The following is a 21,114-nucleotide window of genomic DNA, read 5'->3' as shown; positions in this document are numbered from 1 at the left end:
AGACACCTTCTGATTAAGAAGGTGTCTACAGAAACACTTATCTGCCTGCGTATTTTTCTTCACTTGATGACTGATCTTTGGATTTACGGTGGTTTTCCTGCTTTTCTTCTTCCCATTCCATCCTAGTGTCTTCAACAGGGACAGCATCCACTGTTTGCATATCCTCGTGCATATCGAAAAGGGATTCTTTGTCAGTCCTTACAGCGTCAGGGTTATCCATGTAAGGTTGGATTACCTCTTTTCGATCTTCGGAAGTAAATACCTTTGTCTTATGATTCATGAATAGTCCTCCTTTAGGAGTTACTCCGCTTTGACGAGTTTAAACAAAAGACTGGACAGTGCTTTTTGCTCTTCTTTGTCTCCGACTTTCCAAAGTTCTTGAAGTACGTATTGTTCACGATTTTTAGGTTCTTCATGTTTCGCCAAATACCCTGCTACATATTCGGTTGCCTTGGTCAGTTGTTCGTCACTAAGACCCAACTTTTCACCTTTATTTACTTTGTCGGAGAGATATTCTTTAAAAGATGAAAAGTTCTTTAAAATATCTTCTTTCTTTTCACTGTCCATTTTATTCAATTCGCCTTCAACTTTGCCTTTAACGTCCATAGGAAGCATTCACTCCTTCTATTTGATACTAACAGTATTAACTCATTGTCGAAAAATAAACATGACAAAATAATTGTTTCTAAAGTTACCCTTTAGGGGAATACATATTTACACATGGCAAGACCAATACATTAGGGAAGGAAGTGATGAAATATGAAGCAAAAAAGGTATGTAGGGACATTTCATTCTATTGACAATGTGTTAATTAAAATTACTGAACTAAAATCGTACGGCTATACAAAAGATGAGATCCTCGCAGTTTCCAATTTGGAAGATAACGACAGAATGCTCGAAGGACAAACGGATATTGTATTAGCAACGAGAGAGCAAGATGGATTCCTTGGACGTATGAAATTCTTTTTTACGAATGATGAACCAGCTAAAGAAGCGTTTGAACAGCTCGGCTTCAACGAACAACAAACCAAAGCTTTCTACAATGAAGTCAAGGATGGCGGGGTAGCCATATTTGTATTGGATAATCCGAATTCACCAAGGCATCCCGATCTCTTGAGCGAGAGCGGTAAGATCGATGCCACTCAATCAGACAGTTCAAGCGAGCTTTCGGAAAGTGGAGTCCCTCTTGAAAATGCGGGTGAGGATGCCGATGCTGAAGAAAATGCTGGCAGATACCCTCGCATCAATACGAATAATCTTTAACCACAAAAACCGACTCAAGGCGAGTCGGTTTTTTTATGGGACATCTACGATCAGTTGGCGACTGACCGTAATTCATACATGGGTTCACCCTTCAAATGGAAAAAACTCAAGCAATGAAGAAATTCGTACCACCATAAAAAAAGTTGCTAGCGCGTCAGAAACTTCCGACGTTCTAGCAACACGTTATTGCTCTCAATGACGATCATCTTTCATTTCGCCAATCTTTTCTTGTACATTGCCTTTGATCTTATCTAGCTTACCTTCTGCTTGCTTTTTAGTATCTCCCGTTGCATTCCCATATTGGTCTTTTGCTTCACCTTTAGTTTTGTTCACTGCACCTTTTACTTTGTCTGAAAAGCCGTGATCTTCACTCATATAAAAAACCTCCTAATTTTGTATGTAGTGATTTTATACCCCTATATAGAATAGGTTAAACACGATTTAAAATAGGGTATAGATAGTATAGACTAAGGAAGTCGTTGGGAAATGTGCCTTCATTCTTAAAGCGAAATAGTTCGAACCAAGCTATTGGAAACCAATATTTATTTATATACTAATAGATATCCAATGAAACGAACTATATGGAGGTGATGAGATGATTCGCAAAGGGAGATTCGCACGCTGGAACGGCAAGGAATACGAGATTAGTTCTAGGAACAAACAAGTCTACTTAGCGACGACAAACCCAGATGATCTACAAAATGGTTTTTCACGTCTTGGCGGCTCCACGACATCCTTACTTCGGGCAGTGGAAGTAAAAGAGTTGGAAGACGCTTATGAAATTGTACCCTATGCGATACTGGGGGGGCATCGATTTGCAATCGAAGGTTATGATTCTCACACTGGAATGGTGAAACTGGTGACCAATAACGCATTTGCTGTTAAAAAAGTAGAACTGCACCCATATGGAAGTGATGAATACATGATTGAACTTTCTTTTGAAAGTATAACCGTAGAAGAAGATCGCATCCCGATACTTGGTTTTGAAAATCGTTACGCCTAAAAAACCCGTCAGCTCTCTTAAGAGACTGGCGGGTTTTACTGTTTCAGCAACTGCAACACGGATTGTGCTTGCTGCATATGGAGAGACAATACATACTGCCCCACTTGCGCAAGTAAGTTCGCCTTTGTTAGGGCCATCATTTCTTTTGCGATATCGGCATCTCGAATTCGAGATTCAGCACTGGTCAGATTTTCTTCCATTGTCAAGGCGTTATTGTAAGCATGTTCTAGTCGGTTGCTGATTGCACCGAGTTTTCCCCGCTCAGATGAAACGGTTTGAACGGCCTTATCCAACAATCCTATTGCTCTTTCTGCATCTTCTTGAGTCGCAATCGAAGCGTCGTCAAGACCTAAAGAGATCGAACTCATGGAATTGATGCCCATAGAAATTGCTTGTCCTGCGTTGGCGCCAACTTGTATTTTCAAATCTGTCTGAGACCCATCTAAAAGAGGTTTTGTATTGAATTCTGTGTCTTTAGATGTTCGTTGTATTTCTTGTTTAAGCTGCTGGAACTCTTCGTCCAGCATTTTGCGGTCCTCATCCGTCAATGTTCCATTAGAAGCTTGAATACTCAACTCCCGCATGCGTTGCAACATGGAATGTGTCTCATCCAGTGCTCCTTCAGCTGTTTGAATAAGTGAAATTCCGTCCTGTATATTGCGTTGCGCCATAGCCAATCCTCTAATTTGACCTCGCATTTTTTCTGAAATCGCAAGGCCGGCAGGATCGTCTGCTGCACTGTTAATGCGTAAACCAGTGGAAAGACGTCGCATGGATGTAGCCGCGTGAGAATGCTGGGCATTCATGTTTCGAATGACCATGAGTCCTGTAGATTGCCATTGCCCGAGCACAGAAATTACCCCCTTTTATGTAACATCGGCCAGTATTCTGAATTGTTGATACAAAAAAAGCAGCCAGGGATATCCCCCAGCTGCCTATAGCGAATCTAGAGCAGAGCTTACTTTGAAGAACTGTCTCCTGTGAATGAGTCAAGTTGCTTCATCATCTTATTCCTGGATTCTTCGTTACGCATTAAGTACGCAACTCCAAGACCGAGAGCCACCAGTGCCGTCTTTTTCATAATGAAACACTCCTCCTCATATCCATTCGATTCTTCTATAACCTACCCATATTCAGCAAAAGTATACAAGAACTTCATGTTCTCATCGTTTTCTAATGTATTCTTCATGGTGTTCACATTTCATTCTTGTAAAGTTGTATTTACAAACAGAAAACATTTGAAGGAGAGGAATTAATATGGCGATCGAAATCTTTAGTAGAAAAGAACAAAAGTATTTGATCACACGCCGTCAATATGCAGATTTGGTAGAAAGTATCGGCCCTAAAATGCGGAATGACAAGAATGGAACGGAAGGTAGATATTCCGTTACGAGTCTTTACTTCGACAGTCCAGACAAATCGATTTACTTTGAAACAAAAAACAAATTGAAGTACCGCCAAAAACTTCGTTTGCGTGTTTACGACGAAGCTGACTTAAACAGCACTGCTTTTTTTGAAGTAAAACAAAAGCACAAAAAAGTGGTCAACAAACGCCGCATGATATTGCCGTTGAGGGAAGCATATCGCTACCTTGAGGGGGATAGTAAGGAAGATTTGTCTGATGTTGAGACATCTAATCCACAAGTCATGAAAGAAATCGATTATTTCCGAAAGTATTACAACCTGAAACCTGAAATGGTTGTCAGCTACAGTCGCCACGCGCTTCACGGCGTAACCGATCCTGAATTACGAATCACGTTCGATTTTGACTTAAGATGTCGAAAAGATGACCTACATATCGAGAATGGCCCATATGGTGATCATTTCATTGATTCGGATCTTGTCGTTTTAGAAGTGAAAGTAGATAATGCCGTACCACTTTGGCTTGTACGCATTTTGCAAGACTTAAATTGCGAACAGCGTAGTGCGTCGAAGTTTTGCACGAGTACCGAATTATTAAGTGGCGAAGTGATGCCACCTACGGGCTATACGGAACCAAGTGAATTAGAACAACCAACAATTGGAGGAATGGAAAATGGATCAGATCACGAGCTTGTTTACATCTAATGGATTAGAAAGTGCACCAACAATTTGGATGAGTTTGGCGGCAATGATATTAGCATTTGTTCTTAGTTTAGTCATTACGAAAGTATATCAAATCACGTTTACAGGAGAACGATATTCACAAGCCTTTGTCCATACAATTATTATGATGAGTGTTGTCGTGTCTGTTGTCATGAATGTAGTGAGTGACAATGCCGGAGTTGCATTTGGTTTGTTCGCTGTATTCTCCCTTATTCGTTTCCGAAGTGCCGTCACAAACGCGAAAGACATTTCATACATTTTCTTCGGTCTGTGTGTAGGGATGACAGCGGGATTGTTCCAGTTCCCACTCGCAATTGTACTAACTTTGTTCGCAAGTCTGGTCTTTTACTTATTGTACAAAGTCGATTACGGCAAAGGAAAAGATACACAACTGTTGAAAGTGACTGTACCTGAGAACTTGAATCATGAAAACTTATTGGATGATATTTTGGATGAAAAAACAGATTCCTACCAGCTTCGAAAAGTGGAAACTACAAATCTGGGTACGATGATTTTATACACATTCGCGATCCGCAGTAAAGTCGATACAAAAGACCAAGTACTTCTCGATGCGATACGGGAACGTAATGCAAACTTGAAAGTATCTCTTTCTTACTTGGAAATGCGCGATTAACTAAAACTAGGTCATCCCTTCAATAAGGGATGATTTTTTTGTTCCGTGTTCGACACCATGCATGGAAAATCGTATACTAATAACAACTAAACAATATAGTAATTGGAAAGGAGGATGTGCCTTGACGAAGAAACTGTGGTTTCAATCAGGTGTCGCCATCTTACTGGCGTTATTGATTATTAAATTCTTCTTGGAAATCAATTACATCTTTGCGCCTATTGGAATTATTGCTAAAGCCATCATCCTACCGCTCGTTTTAGGTGGTGTGCTGTATTACATGACAGAACCGATTCAGCGGTTCCTCGAAAAGCGGAAAGTACCCAGATGGGGAAGCATTTTAATCATTTTCGTCATCTTAATTGGAGGCGTTTATGCGTTCTATGCAGTTGTCGGCCCGCCTATCGCAAATGAGGTTAACAAATTAATCGATAATGGACCGACGATCACCAAAGAACTGACCCATTTAAAAGATGTGGCGCTCGAACAGAAGAAAGACCTGCCCCCGCAACTGGAGCAATCACTCAATAATGCAGCTGATAAAATACAGTCCTATGCGCTGAAATTTGGCGGCTGGTTTGTTTCATTCTTACAATCATTCGTTCAAGCAATTGTTTTACTTGTACTCGTACCTTTCTTCTTCGTCTTTATGTTGAAAGATCATGAGAAATTGGCTCCTAAGATTTACAAGTATTTCAATGGGAAGCGTCGTGAGTGGGTTAAAAAAACAATTCATGACATTGACCACGTATTGCGCAGCTATATTCAAGGTCAATTTTTAATCAGTGCTATTCTCGCAACGATTATCTTAATCGGTTACTGGATTATTGGTCTGCAATATGCTCTGCTCATCGCCATTTTTACGTTGTTTATGAACTTGATTCCATTTATCGGCCCGTGGATTGCCGTAATGCCTGCAATTCTCATCGCATTTGCCCAAGATCCGAAATTGGTCATTTGGGTGGCAGTCATCACGTTAATCGCTAACCAAGTAGATAGTAACTTCATTACCCCTAACGTAATGGGGAAATCACTCGATATTCATCCGCTCACCGTTATCACCTTGCTGCTTGCAGCTGGTAATATTGCGGGGTTTGTCGGAATTATCGTGGCTGTACCTGTATATGGAGTAGCTAAAGTCATCGTCACTAACATTTACGCAGCTAGAAAAGACATTAAAAAGACTGCCACAAAGACGGTATAGAAAAGACATTACCATAGAGATGTCGATGGACCTTTTTTAGAAATATGGATTTAGAGTCCACGTCTCGTGAGTAGAATGACTACCTATAAAAAACCAATAGTGCATTAGGCTGTTTACCTCAAACGAGGTAAACGGCTTTTTTTGTTCATATTCAGTTCATAAAAAGTGATTATAGTCATTTTAAAGGTTGTCGTGAGCATAACTTTACGCAAAGTAAAGCCAAATAGAAATATGGTGTAGCGGAGTATGCGCTTTTTAGCAATCGTGCAAATAAAGTTTAACTAAACAGGAGGAAATGCAATGGGTTTTGAAAGTAGAAAATTGCCGAACAACGGTGATTGGGCAGTTGAAGCACAAGGACTGATTAAGAATTTTGGGGATAATCGTGCAGTGGACGGTGTCGATCTAAACGTACGCGCGGGGTCAATTTACGGTGTACTTGGACCAAATGGGGCCGGAAAGACTACTACCATCCGTATGTTGGCTACGCTACTTCGTGCAGATGCAGGTTCAGCACGTATCTTTGGGCATGATGTGATGAAGGAGTCTCAGATTGTACGTCAATTGATCGGTGTGACGGGGCAGTATGCATCAGTTGATGAGTCGCTCAGTGCTACTGAAAATCTGATCATCTTCTCCAGGCTTTTAGGACTTGGTCGTGCAGAGTCTAGAAAAAAAGCGATGGAATTGTTGGAGGAATTTGATCTGACGGAGGCCGCAAAACGACCGTTAAAGAACTTTTCCGGTGGTATGCGCCGTCGGCTGGACCTGGCAGCAAGTCTAATTGCCCAACCACCACTTCTGTTTTTGGATGAGCCGACTACTGGATTAGATCCCAGAACACGTAACCAAATGTGGGATACCATTCGTCGGCTAGTCAATTCAGGCTCAACGGTATTATTAACTACGCAGTATTTACAAGAGGCAGATGAACTCGCTGATCGTATTGCCGTCATCGACCATGGCCGTGTTGTAGCTGAAGGAACTGTTAACGAGTTAAAGTCATCAGTGGGGACTTCCTCTTTGCAATTGAGCATCCAGGATGATAAGGATCTTGAAGTTGCTCGTCGAAAAGTGGAAGAGGTGCTCAAAGTCAAATCCGTAGTCTCACCGGAAGGCAGCAGAATAACTGCGCCAATGGCGGATGCAGATTTGGTGACCGATTTACTTATCTCCTTCCGACAATCCGGAATTCAACTAGCAGAGTTAAGTGTACAGAAACCAACGCTGGACGAAGTGTTCTTGTCCATCACTGAAAGCAGTAAGGGCCAGCATGAACCGAGTTCGGTCGAATCATCGGGAGGTATGAAAGGATGAAAACTACTACTATGACACAAGGAACCAAACGTCAATTGCGTAATTCGACAAGCTTGGGCCAAACAATCAGGAACTCACTAACAATGGCATACCGGGGATTGCTCAAGATTCGACGCACTCCTGAGCAATTGTTCGATGTTACGCTTCAACCGATTATCTTCACATTAATGTTTACGTATATTTTTGGAGGTGCAATTTCAGGCGATATTCAAAGTTATTTGCCGGTTATTATCCCAGGTATTCTTGTACAGACAGTTATTACAACCTCAGTCGTTACGGGTACCCAATTGCGTGAAGACATGGATAAGGGAGTTTTCGACCGATTTAAATCACTACCTATTGCACGCATTGCACCTTTGGCTGGTGCGCTGTTAGCGGATACCGTACGCTATACAATAGCGACAGTACTTACGTTCTCAATGGGATTTCTTATGGGATATCGCCCAGAAGGCGGATTGGGCCATGTAGCGATTGCTGCGCTTCTTGTGATTGTGTGTGCTTGGGCTATCAGTTGGATTTTTGCCTTCTTTGGTGTCATTGCCCGTACAGCTTCAAGCGTTCAGGGGATCTCCATGATTATTCTGTTTCCCCTAACGTTCCTCTCAAATGCATTTGTATCAGCGGATACGATGCCAAACTGGCTTCAATGGTTTGTTAAAATCAACCCGATTTCGCATTTGGTAACTGCTGTAAGAGACTTAGCTAACAATGGTACTGTTGGATGGGATTTAATCGCTTCACTACTTGGTGCAGCTGTAATTGTTGCTATCTTTGCACCAATAACAGTCCGTGCTTATATGAGACGGACATAACTTAAGACAAAGTGTAGGTACACGATTCGTAATTGATTGTGTGCCTACTCTTTTTTGAAGATATTCAATTTTTCATGTAACGTGTAGAGAACGAGTCCATTTTAGCCTTATGGGTAAAACTGTACGGAAATTAAGGTTCGCCATTGTATAAGAAAATCTTGGTGTTACTTAAAGTGAAAAGAACTTCTGCCTATATTATAGATAAACAAAAGGATGAGGTGAATCCCCATGACCCAACTATTAGTCGTAGATGACGATCCACATATCCGGGAATTAATGAAAGTTTTTCTTACTAAAGAAGGACTTTCGATTGTTGAAGCAGCAGACGGTGAAGCAGCATTGTTAGTTCTGGAATCAGAAAAAATCGATCTCATTATTTTAGATATTATGATGCCCAATATGGCTGGCTGGGCTTTTTGCCAAGAAGTGCGAACGTATTATTCAGACTCCTTACCCATTTTAATGGTAACCGCTAAAGGTGAGACAGCTCAAAAGGTAAAGGGATTTGACCTTGGTGCGGATGATTACTTAGTAAAGCCTTTCGCACCTGCGGAGTTGATGGCTAGGGTTAGAGCGCTGCTCAAGCGGTATAAAATCAGTGTTTCTAACCAAATTGAAATTGCCGATGTTTTAATTGATCGAAGCACATTAAAAGTGAATTTCGGAAATCGTGACCTGTCGTTGCCATTGAAAGAATTTGAACTGCTCTTTAAACTTGCGGCCCATCCAAAGAAGATTTTCTCTAGAGAACAACTGATTGAAGACATTTGGGGATTTGACTACGATGGGGACGAGCGGACAGTCGATGTACACATTAAAAGGCTGCGACAACGATTATTGATTAAGGAAGCCCCATTTAAAATCACGACAGTTCGGGGACTTGGTTATCGTTTGGAGGTGGACATTTGAATCTAAGAAATGTATGGAAGCGAATTTTAGGATTCTCTCTGGGTGTAATTATTCTCCTATTGTGCTGGTCTTGTGCATATTGGCTAGCCTCATTCTTTTATAAGGCTGGCGATGTGGTGCCTTCAGAGTTTGCAAAACAGCTTATTACTTCGTTTTTGGGAATCTTTTTGTTTGGATGCGGTATGTATTTGACGTCCAGAGTAAAATGGGTGAAAAATCACCAAGATAACCAATTAAGTCCTATCATTCATGCGATGAAAATGATGGCAGACGGAAACTTTAACATTGACCTTTCTTTCTACAAGGATGCTTTTAAAGGGGGAGGACGTGATCATCCTTATTTCAAAATTATAGAAAGCATTGACCATATGGCTGAACGACTTGGAGAGATGGAAGAAATGCGTCAAGAATTCATCTCCAACGTTTCGCATGAAATTCAATCGCCATTGACCTCGATAGGTGGGTTTGCTCACGCTTTAAAGCATGAGACGTTAACTTCCCAGGAACGGAAGCGTTATTTGGAAATTATTGAAGTGGAAAGCAATCGGCTGTCGAAACTCAGTGATAATCTATTAAAGCTCACTACCTTAGATTCTGATGATGTTCCATTTGAACATACCCAGTATCGACTAGATCATCAACTTCGACGAATTATTTTAAGCATAGAACCCCAATGGTCAGATAAAGAGCTAAATATGAAGATTTCGTTGGATCCCTTCTCCATTTCTGCGGATATGGATTTAATGGATCAGGTTTGGATCAACTTGCTGACGAATGCCATCAAGTTTTCTTCAAATGGAGGAACGATTGCCGTTAGTGTCACTGAAACGAATGACCAGCTGCTATGTGTCAAAATACAAGACACCGGAATCGGAATGAGTAAGGATATGCTGATGCACATCTTTGAACGGTTTTTTAAAGCGGATCAATCTAGAAATCGTAATGCAGAAGGAAATGGGCTAGGCTTATCTATTGTTCAAAAGATTGTAGAATTGCATAATGGTAGCATTCAAGTTGTAAGTGAACTTGGGATAGGAAGCGAATTTACTGTATGGTTGCCAGTAGGGACCAAGGGTATTCAAACCTAGTATAGTTCAATCTTGTATTCGACACTACTAGCATATGGTGGCAGACTAATTAAGCAGACAAATGTTCCATCTGTCTGCTTTTTGCTATTGGAATTCCTAAAAACGCAAAGGATCACCTGTTGTCAAACGGTTCATGTATAAAACACACTCATAATCATCCTTACTGTCTAAAATCCCTAAACGAAACACTCTTTATAAAACCAATTATTTCATTTGTTTGAACCTGCTCTAACCTACCCATTTGCCCACCCAGCCTAATAGGCCGGTGCATAGATTGAGGTGAGGTGGTGAAAGTGACTCAGTCAGGTAAATTTGCACAAGATCCTGTGCATGTAGAACGAGCTGAATGGAAACGTCAACAAACGAAAGCACGTCTGCAACAACTTCTCACGGTTGTTTCTCCAGTTTTTTTACTTGTGTTATGGGAAGTCCTATCCCGAACAGGCATGATGGATATCCGTTTCTTCCCACCGCCGACTGCAATCCTGCAAACTTTCTGGGAACTGCTAGTTAGCGGAGCAATCGCGGAACATGTCGGTGTCTCCCTATATCGTATTGCGCTAGGATTTCTTGCAGGGGTCATTCCCGGTATCATTGTCGGTCTGATGATGGGGCTATTTACGCCAATCCGGCACTTTGTTTCGCCACTCGTGATGGCACTCATGCCGATTCCAACACTTGCGTTGCTTCCGATTATCATCATTCTATTCGGAATTGGAGATTTGTCGAAAGTCATTACAATCGCAGGAAGTGTTTTCTTTCCAGTTGTCATTAATACTGCTGCGGGTGTACTTAACATCGACAAAATATACCTAGACGTCGCAAACAACTATGGGGCAAGTAAGTCCCAATTCTTTTTCAAAATTGCACTACCTGGAGCACTTCCGGTCATGCTTGAGGGAATTCAGATGGGGCAGGCGATTGCGCTATTAACAATAGTAGCTGCGGAGATGATGGGTGCAACTTCGGGTATCGGCTATCTGATTTGGACGTCGTACAAAGCATTTTTACTTCAAAATATGTTTGTCGGATTGATCATGATTTCGTTCTTTGGTTATATATTCTCGTTGCTGTTGAGGGGTCTTCAGAAAAAACTGCTGCCGTGGAGGTGAACAGATGCCCCCTAAAATTGAAATTGATGATTTGACGAAAGTGTTCGTGAAGAAAACGGGAAGTGTGACAGCCCTACAAAATATCTCACTCACAATTGAAGACGGTGAGTTTGTCTGTCTTGTAGGTCCGAGCGGATGTGGCAAAACTACGCTTTTGCGCATTCTGGCGGGACTTGAGAAACATAGTGCCGGAACCTTTAAGATTAACGCTGAACAGTCGAAGCGCCCGTTGCAATCCATGGTGTTTCAAGAAAAAGGGATATTACCTTGGATGACGGTTAAAGACAACGTCGCGTTCGGTCTTTCTATGCGAAAGGCTCCGAAAGACGTCATTGCAAAACAAACTGCTTATTATTTGGAGAAAACGGGTCTTACCCAATTTGCTAGTCTTTATCCGAGTGAGTTGTCTGGAGGTATGAAGCAACGTGTAAGTATTGCCCGTGCGTTTGCCAATGATCCAGAAATTTTGTTGATGGATGAACCATTTGCTGCTTTAGATGAACAAAACAAGTTTATTCTTCAAGAAGAATTATTGAGTATTTGGGCAGAAACGAAAAAAACGGTGTTGTTCATCACTCATAGTATTGACGAAGCACTCATGCTGAGTGATCGAATCTTACTTATGAGTGCACAGCCAGGGCAAATCATTCAGGAAGTCAGGATTGATCGCCCACGTCCGCGCAAAATTGAGGAAATACGGAAAGATCCCGAATTGGCAGCACAGTTTGTCGACATTTGGCAGCATCTGCAAAAAGAAGTGCAGAAATCGAGAACGTGACGAAAGGGGAAGCGTGTGAAACAGTGGGTGAAAGTAGGTTGGTTTGCGGTAGTTTTAGGTGTTGCCACTGTACTTGGTGGATGCGCGGAGAAAGAATCATTAAAGCCTGCAACTGTTACAAAGCCGAGCGAAGGAGCTGAAACAGGTCAGCTCACACCGCTCAAAAAACGGACGAAAGTCGTCATTGCAGAAGATGGGGCGGCGTCCGGGGCTGGTTTTTATATTGCGAAAGAACGCGGGTATTTCGATGACTACAACATTGATGTGGAATTCACCGATTTTGCCAATAGTGATGACATGCTTCCGGCACTAGCTGCTGGAGAAGTCTCGATTGCAGGTGGTGTTTCTACCGCTTCTTTCTTCAATGCAATTGCACAAGGCATTGATGTCCGAATTATTGCAGACAAAGGGCATAACATGCCGGGCGAATCGTATTTTTCATTCGTCATCGGCAATCACATGAAAGACGTCATTACGGACTATAAGGATTTTAAAGGGAAAAAGGTTGCGGTATCATCACGCAACTCGATTGATGGATACATCTATGAGGAAATGTTGAAGCATGCGGGACTCACAGAGGACGATGTAGAATACGTCAACATCGCAGACTTCGGTGCAATGCTCGGTGCCATTGACTCTGGCACAATCGACGCAGCACTCAATATTGAGCCTTTGATTGCACAGGGGATTGACAAAGGATTTCATGTGCGTTTCGGTGATGCAACAGATTTTGCACCAGAATCACAGATTGCTATGGTACTCGCATCGCCACAGTTCATGGAGGACGAAGAATTGTCCATTCGCTTCATGGCTGCCTATTTACAAGGAGTTCGGGATTATAATGATGCGTTTTTCGAAGAGGTAGACGAGGACGCGATCATCGACATCATGGTGAAGCATACAGCGCTTAAAGATAAAGAGTTGTGGGATAAGGTTTTTGTAACGGGTCTCGATCCAGATGGCAAAATGTTCGTGGATGATATTCAAAAACAATATGAGATGTATAAAGCGAACGGTGCGATTATTGGAGATATCGATTTCAACAAAGCGATTGATACATCTCTCGCAGAAGAGGCAGTTGAATTACTCGGGGAATACGAGGCTGCTAAGAAGTAATAAAATAGACTGTCCGAAACGTCAGGTTGTCTGACGTTCGGGCAGTATTTTTATGGAAACTCATACAATTGCCTTTTTGCAGCCAGAGCCGTTTGCCAACTATGAAGGAACATGCCGATTATAATAACCACGACACCTATTAAAGAAATTGGGCCAGGAAGCATGAGATTCAGTAGCACCATTTCACCAGCCATTGCAAATATGAGTTCCAGTGACTGCGTCGCTTCAACGGCGGCAAGTCGACCCTGATCATGTTGGACAAGATCAGTTGCCATGAAAAACAAGGTCGTCGCGATGACACCTGAACTCACCCCTACGACAAACGACTGTCCGAGCTGACTCCAAGAGGGAAGCCCGACTGTAGCCCAAGCATAGATGGCAAGTGCTATCCAAACAGGAATCGTCATTAGCGTCATGGCAAGTACCCGTTGAAATGTATCAAGAGAACCACCTAACAGCTCCATCATTTTACGATTTCCAAGGGGATAGGCGAATGCTGCAACTAGTACAGGCAACGTCCCAAGTGCGAGGGATTTTCCTGTGACCGATTGGGCATGTGGGATTTGAATCAAGACCACACCCGCTAGAATGACTAGTGAAATTAAAAGCGAGGGTAGGGGAATCCGTTGTCTGAAACGGCGTTGTCCTTTCGCCGTTTCAATCGTCATGAAAAACAGAGGTGCTAGTAGAACTCCCGCTACAATCGTCAGTTGCCAAGTTCCTGCTAGCAACCAGCCTGGGGCATAAGCTGCCGAAAAGGTTAAAGGACCATAAAATAACACAAAGGCAACAAAACTCCATATAAAAAAAGGCCACGGTTTGGCGGTCATTTCACGCTTGACCGCCCCGAGGCCCTTTCGTGCACCAACGATTGCAAAAAGAAACGGAACCATGAAGAAATAGCGGAGTGACGCACTCCACATCCAACTGCCCCCCGATAGTTCCATCGAGCGGTTTAGCACAAATGTAACCGCAAAAAAGACAGCGGCAAGTACGCCTAGCCAAATTCCTTTCATAGTGACGCCTCCTTATGCGCGAGATTCGTACAGTTTTACAGCTTCAATAATGACTTGCGCCGCTTTTTCCATCGTTTCTGCAGATACAAATTCGTAGCGACCGTGGAAGTTTTCTCCACCAGCAAAGATATTTGGCGTTGGAATGCCCATATAGGAAAGCTGGGATCCGTCAGTCCCACCTCGAATCGGTTCAATAATAGGTGAAATACCTAGGTTGTTGAATGCTTCCGAAATGATATCTACGATTTCCATATGTGGCTTAATCTTCTCGCCCATATTGAAGTATTGGTCTTCTAATTCAAGAACGACTGCATCTGTGCCATAATCCGACTGCATCTGAGAGACCGTGTCAAAAAACAGTTTCTTACGTGATTCGTATGATTCCTTGTCAAAATCACGAATAATATATTCCAGAACAGTATTCTCAACAGAACCTTGGATGTCCATTAAGTGGATGAACCCTTCACGCGCATCCGTAAGCTCTGGGATTTCTAAAGCAGGCATCGCTGCTTGGAATTCTTGTGCCCGTAAGATAGAGTTCACCATTTTCCCTTTTGCTGTTCCTGGGTGGACGTTGGTTCCTTTGAACGTAACACGAGCACCAGCTGCATTAAAGCTTTCATATTGCAACTCACCCAGCGGGCCACCATCCATTGTATACGCAAATTCTACGCCAAAAGCATCTACGTCAAATTTGTGTGGTCCACGTCCGATTTCTTCATCTGGTGTGAAAGCAACACGTAGTTTGCCGTGCTTCACTTCTGGGTGCTCTTGGAAATAAGCCATCGCCGTCATGATTTCCGCAATGCCGGCTTTATCATCAGCACCGAGTAGTGTCGTACCGTCTGTTGTAATCAACGTCTGTCCGATATAGTTTTGGAGCTCGGGGAAGCGACTAACAGAGAGAACCGTGTTTCCATTTAAAACCAGGTCACTGCCGTCATAGTTGTCATGCCGTTGTGGGTTTACATGTTTACCTGTGAAATCAGGTGATGTATCTACGTGTGCAAGGAATCCGATTACAGGGATTTCCTTGTCTATATTTGATGGAAGTGTTGCGAACAAGTAGCCGTTTTCATCGAGAGAAACGTCTTCCATACCGAGTGTTGTGAGCTCTTCCTTCAATAGATGTAACAGATCCCATTGGTTAGTTGAGGAAGGCGTGGATAAGCTTTTTTCATCTGATTCAGTATCAATCTTTGCATAACGAATGAATCGTTCCAGTAATTGTTCTTTCATAACGTAAAAATCCCCTTTCCATTCTATGTAGTAGAGAGTCAACTCATGTGGTCTCATGAATTGAGTAGACGACAAAACCGACAGAATTAAAATACTCTGTCGGGAGTTGAAGTCGGTGCTCTCTAGATTATTCGACTGTGTAATTCTTGTGAGCGACAACGGTCAGTGTGGAGGCTGCTCCAATCAGATCGGCGTCCTCTTCAGAAATTTCTACAATTACGGAGTTCTCTAAGATCTTGTGGATGGTCCCTATAACGAAAACATCATTACGAGTGAATGAAATTTTTTCGCCAATTTTACGCGCTGCGATAAAATCAGAGACAGGATGTTCCTTACGCGGAAAAGCCAAACGAATCCCTCCTCTAGTCTGTTTCGATTTCTTTCGAATTGTGAAGACCCATGGCCATTCAGAAAAACAGACAGTGTTTCGTGCGGTTGGCCCAGTGGTTTGGAACATTAAAAAGTGTAATACTCCTATAAGTATAGCATAATTCGAACAATTTCGCGCTTTTCTGGTCGAAGATGGTGGAATTGATTGACCCAATACCAGAAGGGGTATATCATATACGTAGATAAAAGAGGAGGCCAGATCCATGGAATACGATGCAAAAGTAGTCAATCGTTTAAAACGAATAGAAGGCCAAATTCGCGGTGTCCTACGGATGATTGAGGCTGGCGATGAATGCAAAGACGTCATCACACAGTTATCTGCGTCTCGCTCGGGAATCGATCGGACCATCGGGTTAATTGTGAGCACGAACCTGATTGCTTGTATGGAAAACGAAGAGCTGTCGGATAATCCGCAAACAAAAGAGGCGCTTGTAAAAGAAGCTGTCGACTTATTAGTAAAGAGCCGCTAACTGCTGGCTCTTTTTTTGTGGGATTAAACATTAAAACCTTCTTACGGTTCTCTCATCAAGTCCTAATAAACATCACAGGGTCCTCTCAGACAGTGGGGTTATGATATAAGTATCCCAACAGGAAAAGGAGAGGAACAAGATGAAAAAGACATTGATCACAGCAGTTAGCGCATTACTTATTTCCGCAGGAGGTGCTCAAGCAGCGACATATGCACACGCAGATCACAATGCAAATGCTCAAAGCTCATATGCACACGTACAACAAAATTCAAACTACGGTCAACAAGTGAACCAAGACATCACAGGTCTGGAAGAGTATGCATCAATTGCTTCCGTCATCGACCCAACTAGCTTCACTACACGTGTTACTGAAGACAACGTGAATAACCGGGTAATTCTTTTCTCTGATAACTACGGCCGCACACAGTACAAGAGTGTCTTCGTGAAAAAGACAGGACTTCTTAAAGTCATCAACTTAAATGGTGGCGGAGCAGTTCTTGTAACTACTGTGAAAGCAGACACAGCTACTCCAGCGCCTGAAGTGAAACCAGTTGCATCATCAGGTCAATCCGCTAGTGCAATCAGTAGCCTGCCTGAATACAAGACATTAGCAGGAGCTGTCGATTTAACAGACCTAACGCCTGTCATCGTATCAGACAACTATAACAACCGCACAATCCTTTTAAAGGACGCAAACGGACGTGAACAATACAAGAGTGTCTTCGTGAAAAATACAGGTCTATTAAAAGTCATCAACCTAAAAGGCCAAGGCGTTGTCATTGAAACAGTCGTAAAAGAAGACGCTGCAACACCAGCTCCAGAAGTGAAACCAGAGCAAAAGCCTGAAGCAAAACCACAACAGCCTTCAAGCACAATCAGTAGCCTGCCTGAATACAAAACACTCGCAGCACACGTAGACCTAAGCGCACTTACACCAGTTGTTGTCTCTAATAATTACAACAACCGTACAATCGTACTAAAAGACGCTAACGGACGCGAACAGTTCAAAAGCATCTACGTAAACCGCACAAACATGCTCAAAATCATCAACCTAAAAGGCGGCCAAATCTTCTACGGCGCAGCCCAATAATTTATTCTTACCCGCAGGCAAATGTCTACCAAGACTTTGGTTTGCGGGTTTTTCTTTTTCCCTATCTCTTTATGTTTCATGTAGTTGTTTGTACTAGAATGTCCCGTTGATTGGAATGTAAGTCGGCGACTCCTTAGGGATGCTAAGGGAAACAACCTAAGTTCGAGGCGTCCTGCCGCGACGGTTGCATGACCTACATCCTGTAGGCCCGCGTCCGACTGTAACGAAAATCAACCCTGTAATTATGTAAATTGCCAAACTATCGAATTATTTTGATTTAACTGTTGACTTTCTATTTTCAACCACGTATACTCAGTTCCAAGATGGAAAACTGAATAAGTCACAAACTCTTATCAAGAGCGGCGGAGGGACTAGGCCCTGCGATGCCCGGCAACCGGCAAGCTTACCAGCTTGCAAAGGTGCTACTTCCTACAGATCTATTTAAGATCTGAAAGATAAGGGGAAGTGCCAGCAATGGCAGATCCTCTTCTATAGGTAGAAGGGGATCTTTTTAGTTTCCCCATCACCCGTCCGGTGTGCGCAGTTCCATCAATCTAATTTCCGGAGGTTATGTAAATGACAAATTTTCAACCCGAAACAATTTTGCTGCACGGTGGTCAAGAACCCGATCCAACTACAGGATCACGAGCTCTTCCGATCCACAGAACCACGTCATTCGTATTTCGTGACACAGACCATGCCAAAAATCTTTTTGCGTTGCAAGAAGCGGGTAACATCTACACACGTATTACGAATCCGACAGTCGCTGTATTTGAAGAACGTATCGCGCTACTCGAAGGAGGCGCTGCAGCCGTTGCACTCTCATCTGGTATGGCGGCAATCGCGTTCTCCATTTTGAATATTGCCGAAGCCGGTGACGAAATCATTGCAGCAGCAAACCTATACGGAGGTACGTATAATCTATTTGCTACAACGTTGCCGAAGTACGGGATCACTGTGAAATTTGTCGACTCAACTGATCCGGAAAACTTCCGTAACGCCATTACGGAAAAAACGAAAGGTGTATTTGCTGAAACAATCGGTAATCCGAGCTTGCAAGTACTAGATATCGAAAAAGTCGCTTCCATTGCACACGAAAACGGTCTTCCACTTTTGATCGATAATACGTTTGCGTCCCCATACGGATGCAACCCGATTGAATTCGGTGCTGACGTTGTCATCCATTCCGCAACAAAATGGATTGGTGGTCATGGAACAACGATTGGCGGGGTCGTGGTAGACGCAGGAAAGTTTGACTGGACGCAAGGTAGATTCCCTGGTTTCACTGAGCCGGACGAAACGTATCACGGCTTACGCTACGGCATTGACACGGCAGGCGCTGCATTCGCGACAAAACTCCGTGTGCAAGGACTTCGTGATTTCGGCCCATGTCTAGATCCTGACAGTGCGTTCAATTTCCTACAAGGCTTGGAGACGCTTCATTTGCGAATCCAACGTCATGGTGAAAACGCTCAAAAGGTTGCACAATTCTTAAAAGAGCATCCTTCTGTTGAATGGTTAACCTACACGGGACTCAACGACCATCCAACAGCAGATCTCGCCAAGAAGTATTTGAAAAACGGAGCAGGGTCCATTATCGTATTCGGTATTAAAGGAGGTCGTGATGCAGGACGTCGTGTGATCGACAACGTAGCTGTCTGGTCACACGTTGCGAACGTTGGGGATGCAAAGTCGTTGATTATCCACCCAGCCTCCACGACCCACCAGCAGCTATCGGGTGAAGATTTGAAAAATTCAGGAGTTACCGAGGAACTCATTCGTCTCTCAGTTGGTCTTGAATCTGCCGAGGATATCATTGCAGACTTGAAACAAGCAATTGAAAAAGCGGCGCCGGTAAGCGTATAACATCGAAAAAACCCGAATCCTCATTTGGATTCGGGTTTTTTGTATTGTCTTATTTATGTCTGGCATGTTTGTCATGTTTCGTCTCTTTTTGCAACTCTTTAAAAAGGGCCGCGACCATAAAGAGGATGATGAACGAGAATGGCAGAGCAGCGATAATAATCGTATTCTGCAAGGCGGAAAGACCACCAACAGATAGTAAAATAACCGCAATTCCCGATTGGATTAATCCCCATATCATCTTCACACTGTTAGGTGGGGTTAACGAGCCGTATGTCGACTGCATCCCGAGTACGAATGTTGCCGAATCCGCCGAAGTGATGAAGAACGACGTAATCAGTAAGATGGCGAACGCAGATGTTAGTGTAGCCCAAGGTAATTGGCTAAACATCTCGAAAACTACAAGTTCAGTACCAACAGATGCAAGATCTGCAGCACCTGACTTTTGAATTTCAATCGCAGTCGTACCAAACGCCGAGAACCAAATGAAACTAAGAATACTTGGTGCGAGTAATACGCCCACCATGAATTCCCGGATTGTGCGTCCTTTTGAAACACGAGCGATGAACATACTAACGAATGGAGCCCAAGAAATCCACCATGCCCAGTAGAAAATTGTCCAAGTATCGAGCCATTCCCGATTCCCTGCATTCAGTGGAGCGGTACTCAAACTCAAATCGATGAAATGAGACACATAGCCTCCCACTGAATCTGTAAAGATGTTCATAATGAGCAATGTCGGACCTAATATAAGCATAAAGCCAAGTAAGGCGAGGGCTAAGACAAGGTTTGTATTCGACAAATAGCGAATTCCTTTGCTGAGTCCAGACCATGCTGACATGATGAACAGAACGGTAACGACGGAAATAATAATGAATTGGGACCGTATGCCGATTTCAAACCCGAACAGATAGTTCAGGCCGGCATTAATTTGAACAGCGCCGAAGCCGAGAGATGTGGCTACGCCGAATGACGTTGCAAAGACTGCGAGAACATCGATCATGGTTCCCCAAGGCCCTTTCATTTTGTTGCCAAATATCGGCTTCAGTGTTGCTGAAATTAATCCTGGTTCCCCTTTACGGAATTGGAAGTACGCTAAGCATAGCGCGACGACTCCGTATAAAGCCCAAATGTGGATTCCATAGTGAAGGAAAGTTTGACGCATGGATTCTCTGAAGGCTGCATTCGTCCCAGGCTCTGCAGTTGCAGGGTTTACGGCGAAATGTGAAAGTGGTTCTGCAGCGCCATAAAAGACGAGTCCGATTCCCATTCCAGCTGAAAACAGCATGGCAATCCATGTGATTGTAGAGAATTGTGGACGATCCGTGTCTTTCCCCAGTCGAATTTTGCCATAAGGACTGAAGATTAAGTAGATACTGACGCCAACTAATAGCGTCATTAATAACATGTAGTACCAACCGAATGCAGTGGACACGAAGTTTTTCACGATACCAGTTCCCGCTTCAAACCGCTCTGGATCAATGACTCCGTAGCCAACGGCCAAGATGATTAGACCAATCGTTATATAAAAGACATTTGATATTTTTCTCATGGTTCCCCCTTAGTGACGATAGTTTTCACAAGCAGTTTACCACTATACTATTGATTTTGAAGAAGTGCAACCGTATAGCCAGCGCCCTTCAAGGGAATTCTAAGCTGATGGATTGTTTCTATTATTTACAGTATTCAATGAGGATATACTTAAATGAGAGCGTCTTGTGAAAATAA

At 43.0% G+C, this 21,114-nt stretch carries 24 protein-coding genes and 1 riboswitch; of the genes, 15 read left to right on the top strand and 9 right to left on the bottom strand.

Features of this window, described 5'->3' with window-relative positions:
• Positions 1–37: 37 nt before the first annotated feature.
• Together DVB69_RS14135 and DVB69_RS14130 are read right to left on the bottom strand one after the other, a co-directional pair.
• The gene (locus DVB69_RS14135; RefSeq protein ID WP_199562871.1) at positions 38–280 is read right to left on the bottom strand and encodes a hypothetical protein; all 243 of its coding nucleotides are present in this window, start codon (positions 278–280) and stop codon (positions 38–40) included.
• Positions 281–300: 20 nt separating this feature from the next.
• Positions 301–606, bottom strand: coding sequence for a DUF3243 domain-containing protein (locus DVB69_RS14130; protein WP_116019753.1), 306 nt, complete (start codon positions 604–606; stop codon positions 301–303).
• Between the two features lie 153 nt (positions 607–759).
• On the opposite strand from DVB69_RS14130, the gene DVB69_RS14125 reads away from it, so the two are divergent.
• Entirely contained in the window at positions 760–1,263 is a 504-nt protein-coding gene (locus DVB69_RS14125; protein ID WP_116019752.1) for a general stress protein, read from the top strand.
• A 192-nt stretch (positions 1,264–1,455) separates the two neighbouring features.
• Here DVB69_RS14125 and DVB69_RS14120 read toward each other — a convergent pair whose 3' ends face one another.
• A complete protein-coding gene (locus tag DVB69_RS14120; protein ID WP_116019751.1) occupies positions 1,456–1,638 on the bottom strand; it encodes a CsbD family protein in 183 nt (60 codons plus the stop codon).
• Positions 1,639–1,858: 220 nt separating this feature from the next.
• On the opposite strand from DVB69_RS14120, the gene DVB69_RS14115 reads away from it, so the two are divergent.
• The gene (locus DVB69_RS14115; RefSeq protein ID WP_116019750.1) at positions 1,859–2,266 is read left to right on the top strand and encodes a hypothetical protein; all 408 of its coding nucleotides are present in this window, start codon (positions 1,859–1,861) and stop codon (positions 2,264–2,266) included.
• Between the two features lie 35 nt (positions 2,267–2,301).
• Here the strand turns inward: DVB69_RS14115 and DVB69_RS14110 are convergent, their stop codons facing one another.
• Together DVB69_RS14110 and DVB69_RS17890 are read right to left on the bottom strand one after the other, a co-directional pair.
• Positions 2,302–3,117 (bottom strand): flagellin N-terminal helical domain-containing protein, encoded by an 816-nt coding sequence (locus DVB69_RS14110; protein WP_116019749.1) that lies wholly within the window; start codon positions 3,115–3,117, stop codon positions 2,302–2,304.
• A 107-nt stretch (positions 3,118–3,224) separates the two neighbouring features.
• Positions 3,225–3,347: a hypothetical protein gene (locus DVB69_RS17890; RefSeq protein WP_255415330.1), complete on the bottom strand. Its 123-nt coding sequence runs from the start codon at positions 3,345–3,347 to the stop codon at positions 3,225–3,227.
• Between the two features lie 176 nt (positions 3,348–3,523).
• Here DVB69_RS17890 and DVB69_RS14105 point away from each other — a divergent pair, with 176 nt between their 5' ends.
• From DVB69_RS14105 to DVB69_RS14060, 10 genes are all read left to right on the top strand, one after another.
• Positions 3,524–4,333 carry a polyphosphate polymerase domain-containing protein gene (locus DVB69_RS14105; RefSeq protein ID WP_116019748.1) on the top strand — a complete coding sequence of 270 codons (810 nt, stop codon included), beginning with the start codon at positions 3,524–3,526 and terminating at the stop codon, positions 4,331–4,333.
• Entirely contained in the window at positions 4,302–4,985 is a 684-nt protein-coding gene (locus DVB69_RS14100; RefSeq protein WP_233505414.1) for a DUF4956 domain-containing protein, read from the top strand. The genes DVB69_RS14105 and DVB69_RS14100 overlap by 32 nt, the downstream gene beginning before the upstream one ends.
• Positions 4,986–5,106: 121 nt before the next feature.
• Complete coding sequence (locus tag DVB69_RS14095; protein WP_116019746.1) at positions 5,107–6,186, top strand: AI-2E family transporter; 1,080 nt, start codon at positions 5,107–5,109, stop codon at positions 6,184–6,186.
• 300 nt (positions 6,187–6,486) lie between these two features.
• Positions 6,487–7,503, top strand: coding sequence for an ATP-binding cassette domain-containing protein (locus DVB69_RS14090; RefSeq protein WP_116019745.1), 1,017 nt, complete (start codon positions 6,487–6,489; stop codon positions 7,501–7,503).
• Positions 7,500–8,315: an ABC transporter permease gene (locus DVB69_RS14085; RefSeq protein WP_116019744.1), complete on the top strand. Its 816-nt coding sequence runs from the start codon at positions 7,500–7,502 to the stop codon at positions 8,313–8,315. Before DVB69_RS14090 ends, DVB69_RS14085 begins: the two co-directional genes overlap by 4 nt.
• Positions 8,316–8,543: 228 nt before the next feature.
• Positions 8,544–9,224 carry a response regulator transcription factor gene (locus DVB69_RS14080; RefSeq protein ID WP_116019743.1) on the top strand — a complete coding sequence of 227 codons (681 nt, stop codon included), beginning with the start codon at positions 8,544–8,546 and terminating at the stop codon, positions 9,222–9,224.
• Positions 9,221–10,312: a sensor histidine kinase gene (locus DVB69_RS14075; RefSeq protein WP_116019742.1), complete on the top strand. Its 1,092-nt coding sequence runs from the start codon at positions 9,221–9,223 to the stop codon at positions 10,310–10,312. The genes DVB69_RS14080 and DVB69_RS14075 overlap by 4 nt, the downstream gene beginning before the upstream one ends.
• Before the next feature lie 287 nt (positions 10,313–10,599).
• Positions 10,600–11,424, top strand: coding sequence for an ABC transporter permease (locus DVB69_RS14070; protein WP_370452990.1), 825 nt, complete (start codon positions 10,600–10,602; stop codon positions 11,422–11,424).
• Between the two features lie 4 nt (positions 11,425–11,428).
• Positions 11,429–12,202: an ABC transporter ATP-binding protein gene (locus DVB69_RS14065; RefSeq protein ID WP_116019740.1), complete on the top strand. Its 774-nt coding sequence runs from the start codon at positions 11,429–11,431 to the stop codon at positions 12,200–12,202.
• Between the two features lie 15 nt (positions 12,203–12,217).
• Positions 12,218–13,318 carry an ABC transporter substrate-binding protein gene (locus DVB69_RS14060; RefSeq protein WP_116019739.1) on the top strand — a complete coding sequence of 367 codons (1,101 nt, stop codon included), beginning with the start codon at positions 12,218–12,220 and terminating at the stop codon, positions 13,316–13,318.
• 50 nt (positions 13,319–13,368) lie between these two features.
• Here the strand turns inward: DVB69_RS14060 and DVB69_RS14055 are convergent, their stop codons facing one another.
• From DVB69_RS14055 to DVB69_RS14045, 3 genes are all read right to left on the bottom strand, one after another.
• Entirely contained in the window at positions 13,369–14,334 is a 966-nt protein-coding gene (locus DVB69_RS14055) for a DMT family transporter (RefSeq protein ID WP_116019738.1), read from the bottom strand.
• A gap of 12 nt (positions 14,335–14,346) precedes the next feature.
• Positions 14,347–15,573, bottom strand: coding sequence for a peptidase T (gene pepT / locus DVB69_RS14050; protein ID WP_116019737.1), 1,227 nt, complete (start codon positions 15,571–15,573; stop codon positions 14,347–14,349).
• A 127-nt stretch (positions 15,574–15,700) separates the two neighbouring features.
• Positions 15,701–15,922 (bottom strand): DUF2187 family protein, encoded by a 222-nt coding sequence (locus DVB69_RS14045; RefSeq protein WP_225217776.1) that lies wholly within the window; start codon positions 15,920–15,922, stop codon positions 15,701–15,703.
• 244 nt (positions 15,923–16,166) lie between these two features.
• Between DVB69_RS14045 and DVB69_RS14040 the strand changes: the two genes are divergently transcribed.
• From DVB69_RS14040 to DVB69_RS14030, 3 genes are all read left to right on the top strand, one after another.
• On the top strand, positions 16,167–16,433 hold the full coding sequence (locus tag DVB69_RS14040; RefSeq protein ID WP_116019735.1) for a metal-sensitive transcriptional regulator: 267 nt from the start codon (positions 16,167–16,169) through the stop codon (positions 16,431–16,433).
• Positions 16,434–16,572: 139 nt separating this feature from the next.
• Positions 16,573–17,523 (top strand): hypothetical protein, encoded by a 951-nt coding sequence (locus DVB69_RS14035; RefSeq protein WP_116019734.1) that lies wholly within the window; start codon positions 16,573–16,575, stop codon positions 17,521–17,523.
• Positions 17,524–17,870: 347 nt separating this feature from the next.
• A riboswitch (SAM riboswitch) is annotated at positions 17,871–17,985 on the top strand.
• A gap of 114 nt (positions 17,986–18,099) precedes the next feature.
• Complete coding sequence (locus DVB69_RS14030) at positions 18,100–19,389, top strand: O-acetylhomoserine aminocarboxypropyltransferase/cysteine synthase family protein (RefSeq protein ID WP_116019733.1); 1,290 nt, start codon at positions 18,100–18,102, stop codon at positions 19,387–19,389.
• 49 nt (positions 19,390–19,438) lie between these two features.
• On the opposite strand, the gene DVB69_RS14025 is transcribed toward DVB69_RS14030, so the two are convergent.
• Positions 19,439–20,938, bottom strand: a complete 1,500-nt coding sequence (locus DVB69_RS14025) for a BCCT family transporter (protein ID WP_116019732.1) — start codon at positions 20,936–20,938, stop codon at positions 19,439–19,441.
• Positions 20,939–21,114 lie beyond the last annotated feature (176 nt).

Origin of the sequence: Sporosarcina sp. BI001-red (genome assembly GCF_003384035.1) — a bacterium.
Taxonomy (GTDB): Bacteria; Bacillota; Bacilli; order Bacillales_A; family Planococcaceae; genus Sporosarcina.
The sequence above is the reverse complement of the archived record's forward strand: the minus strand, read 5'-3'. Positions and strand labels throughout refer to the sequence as shown.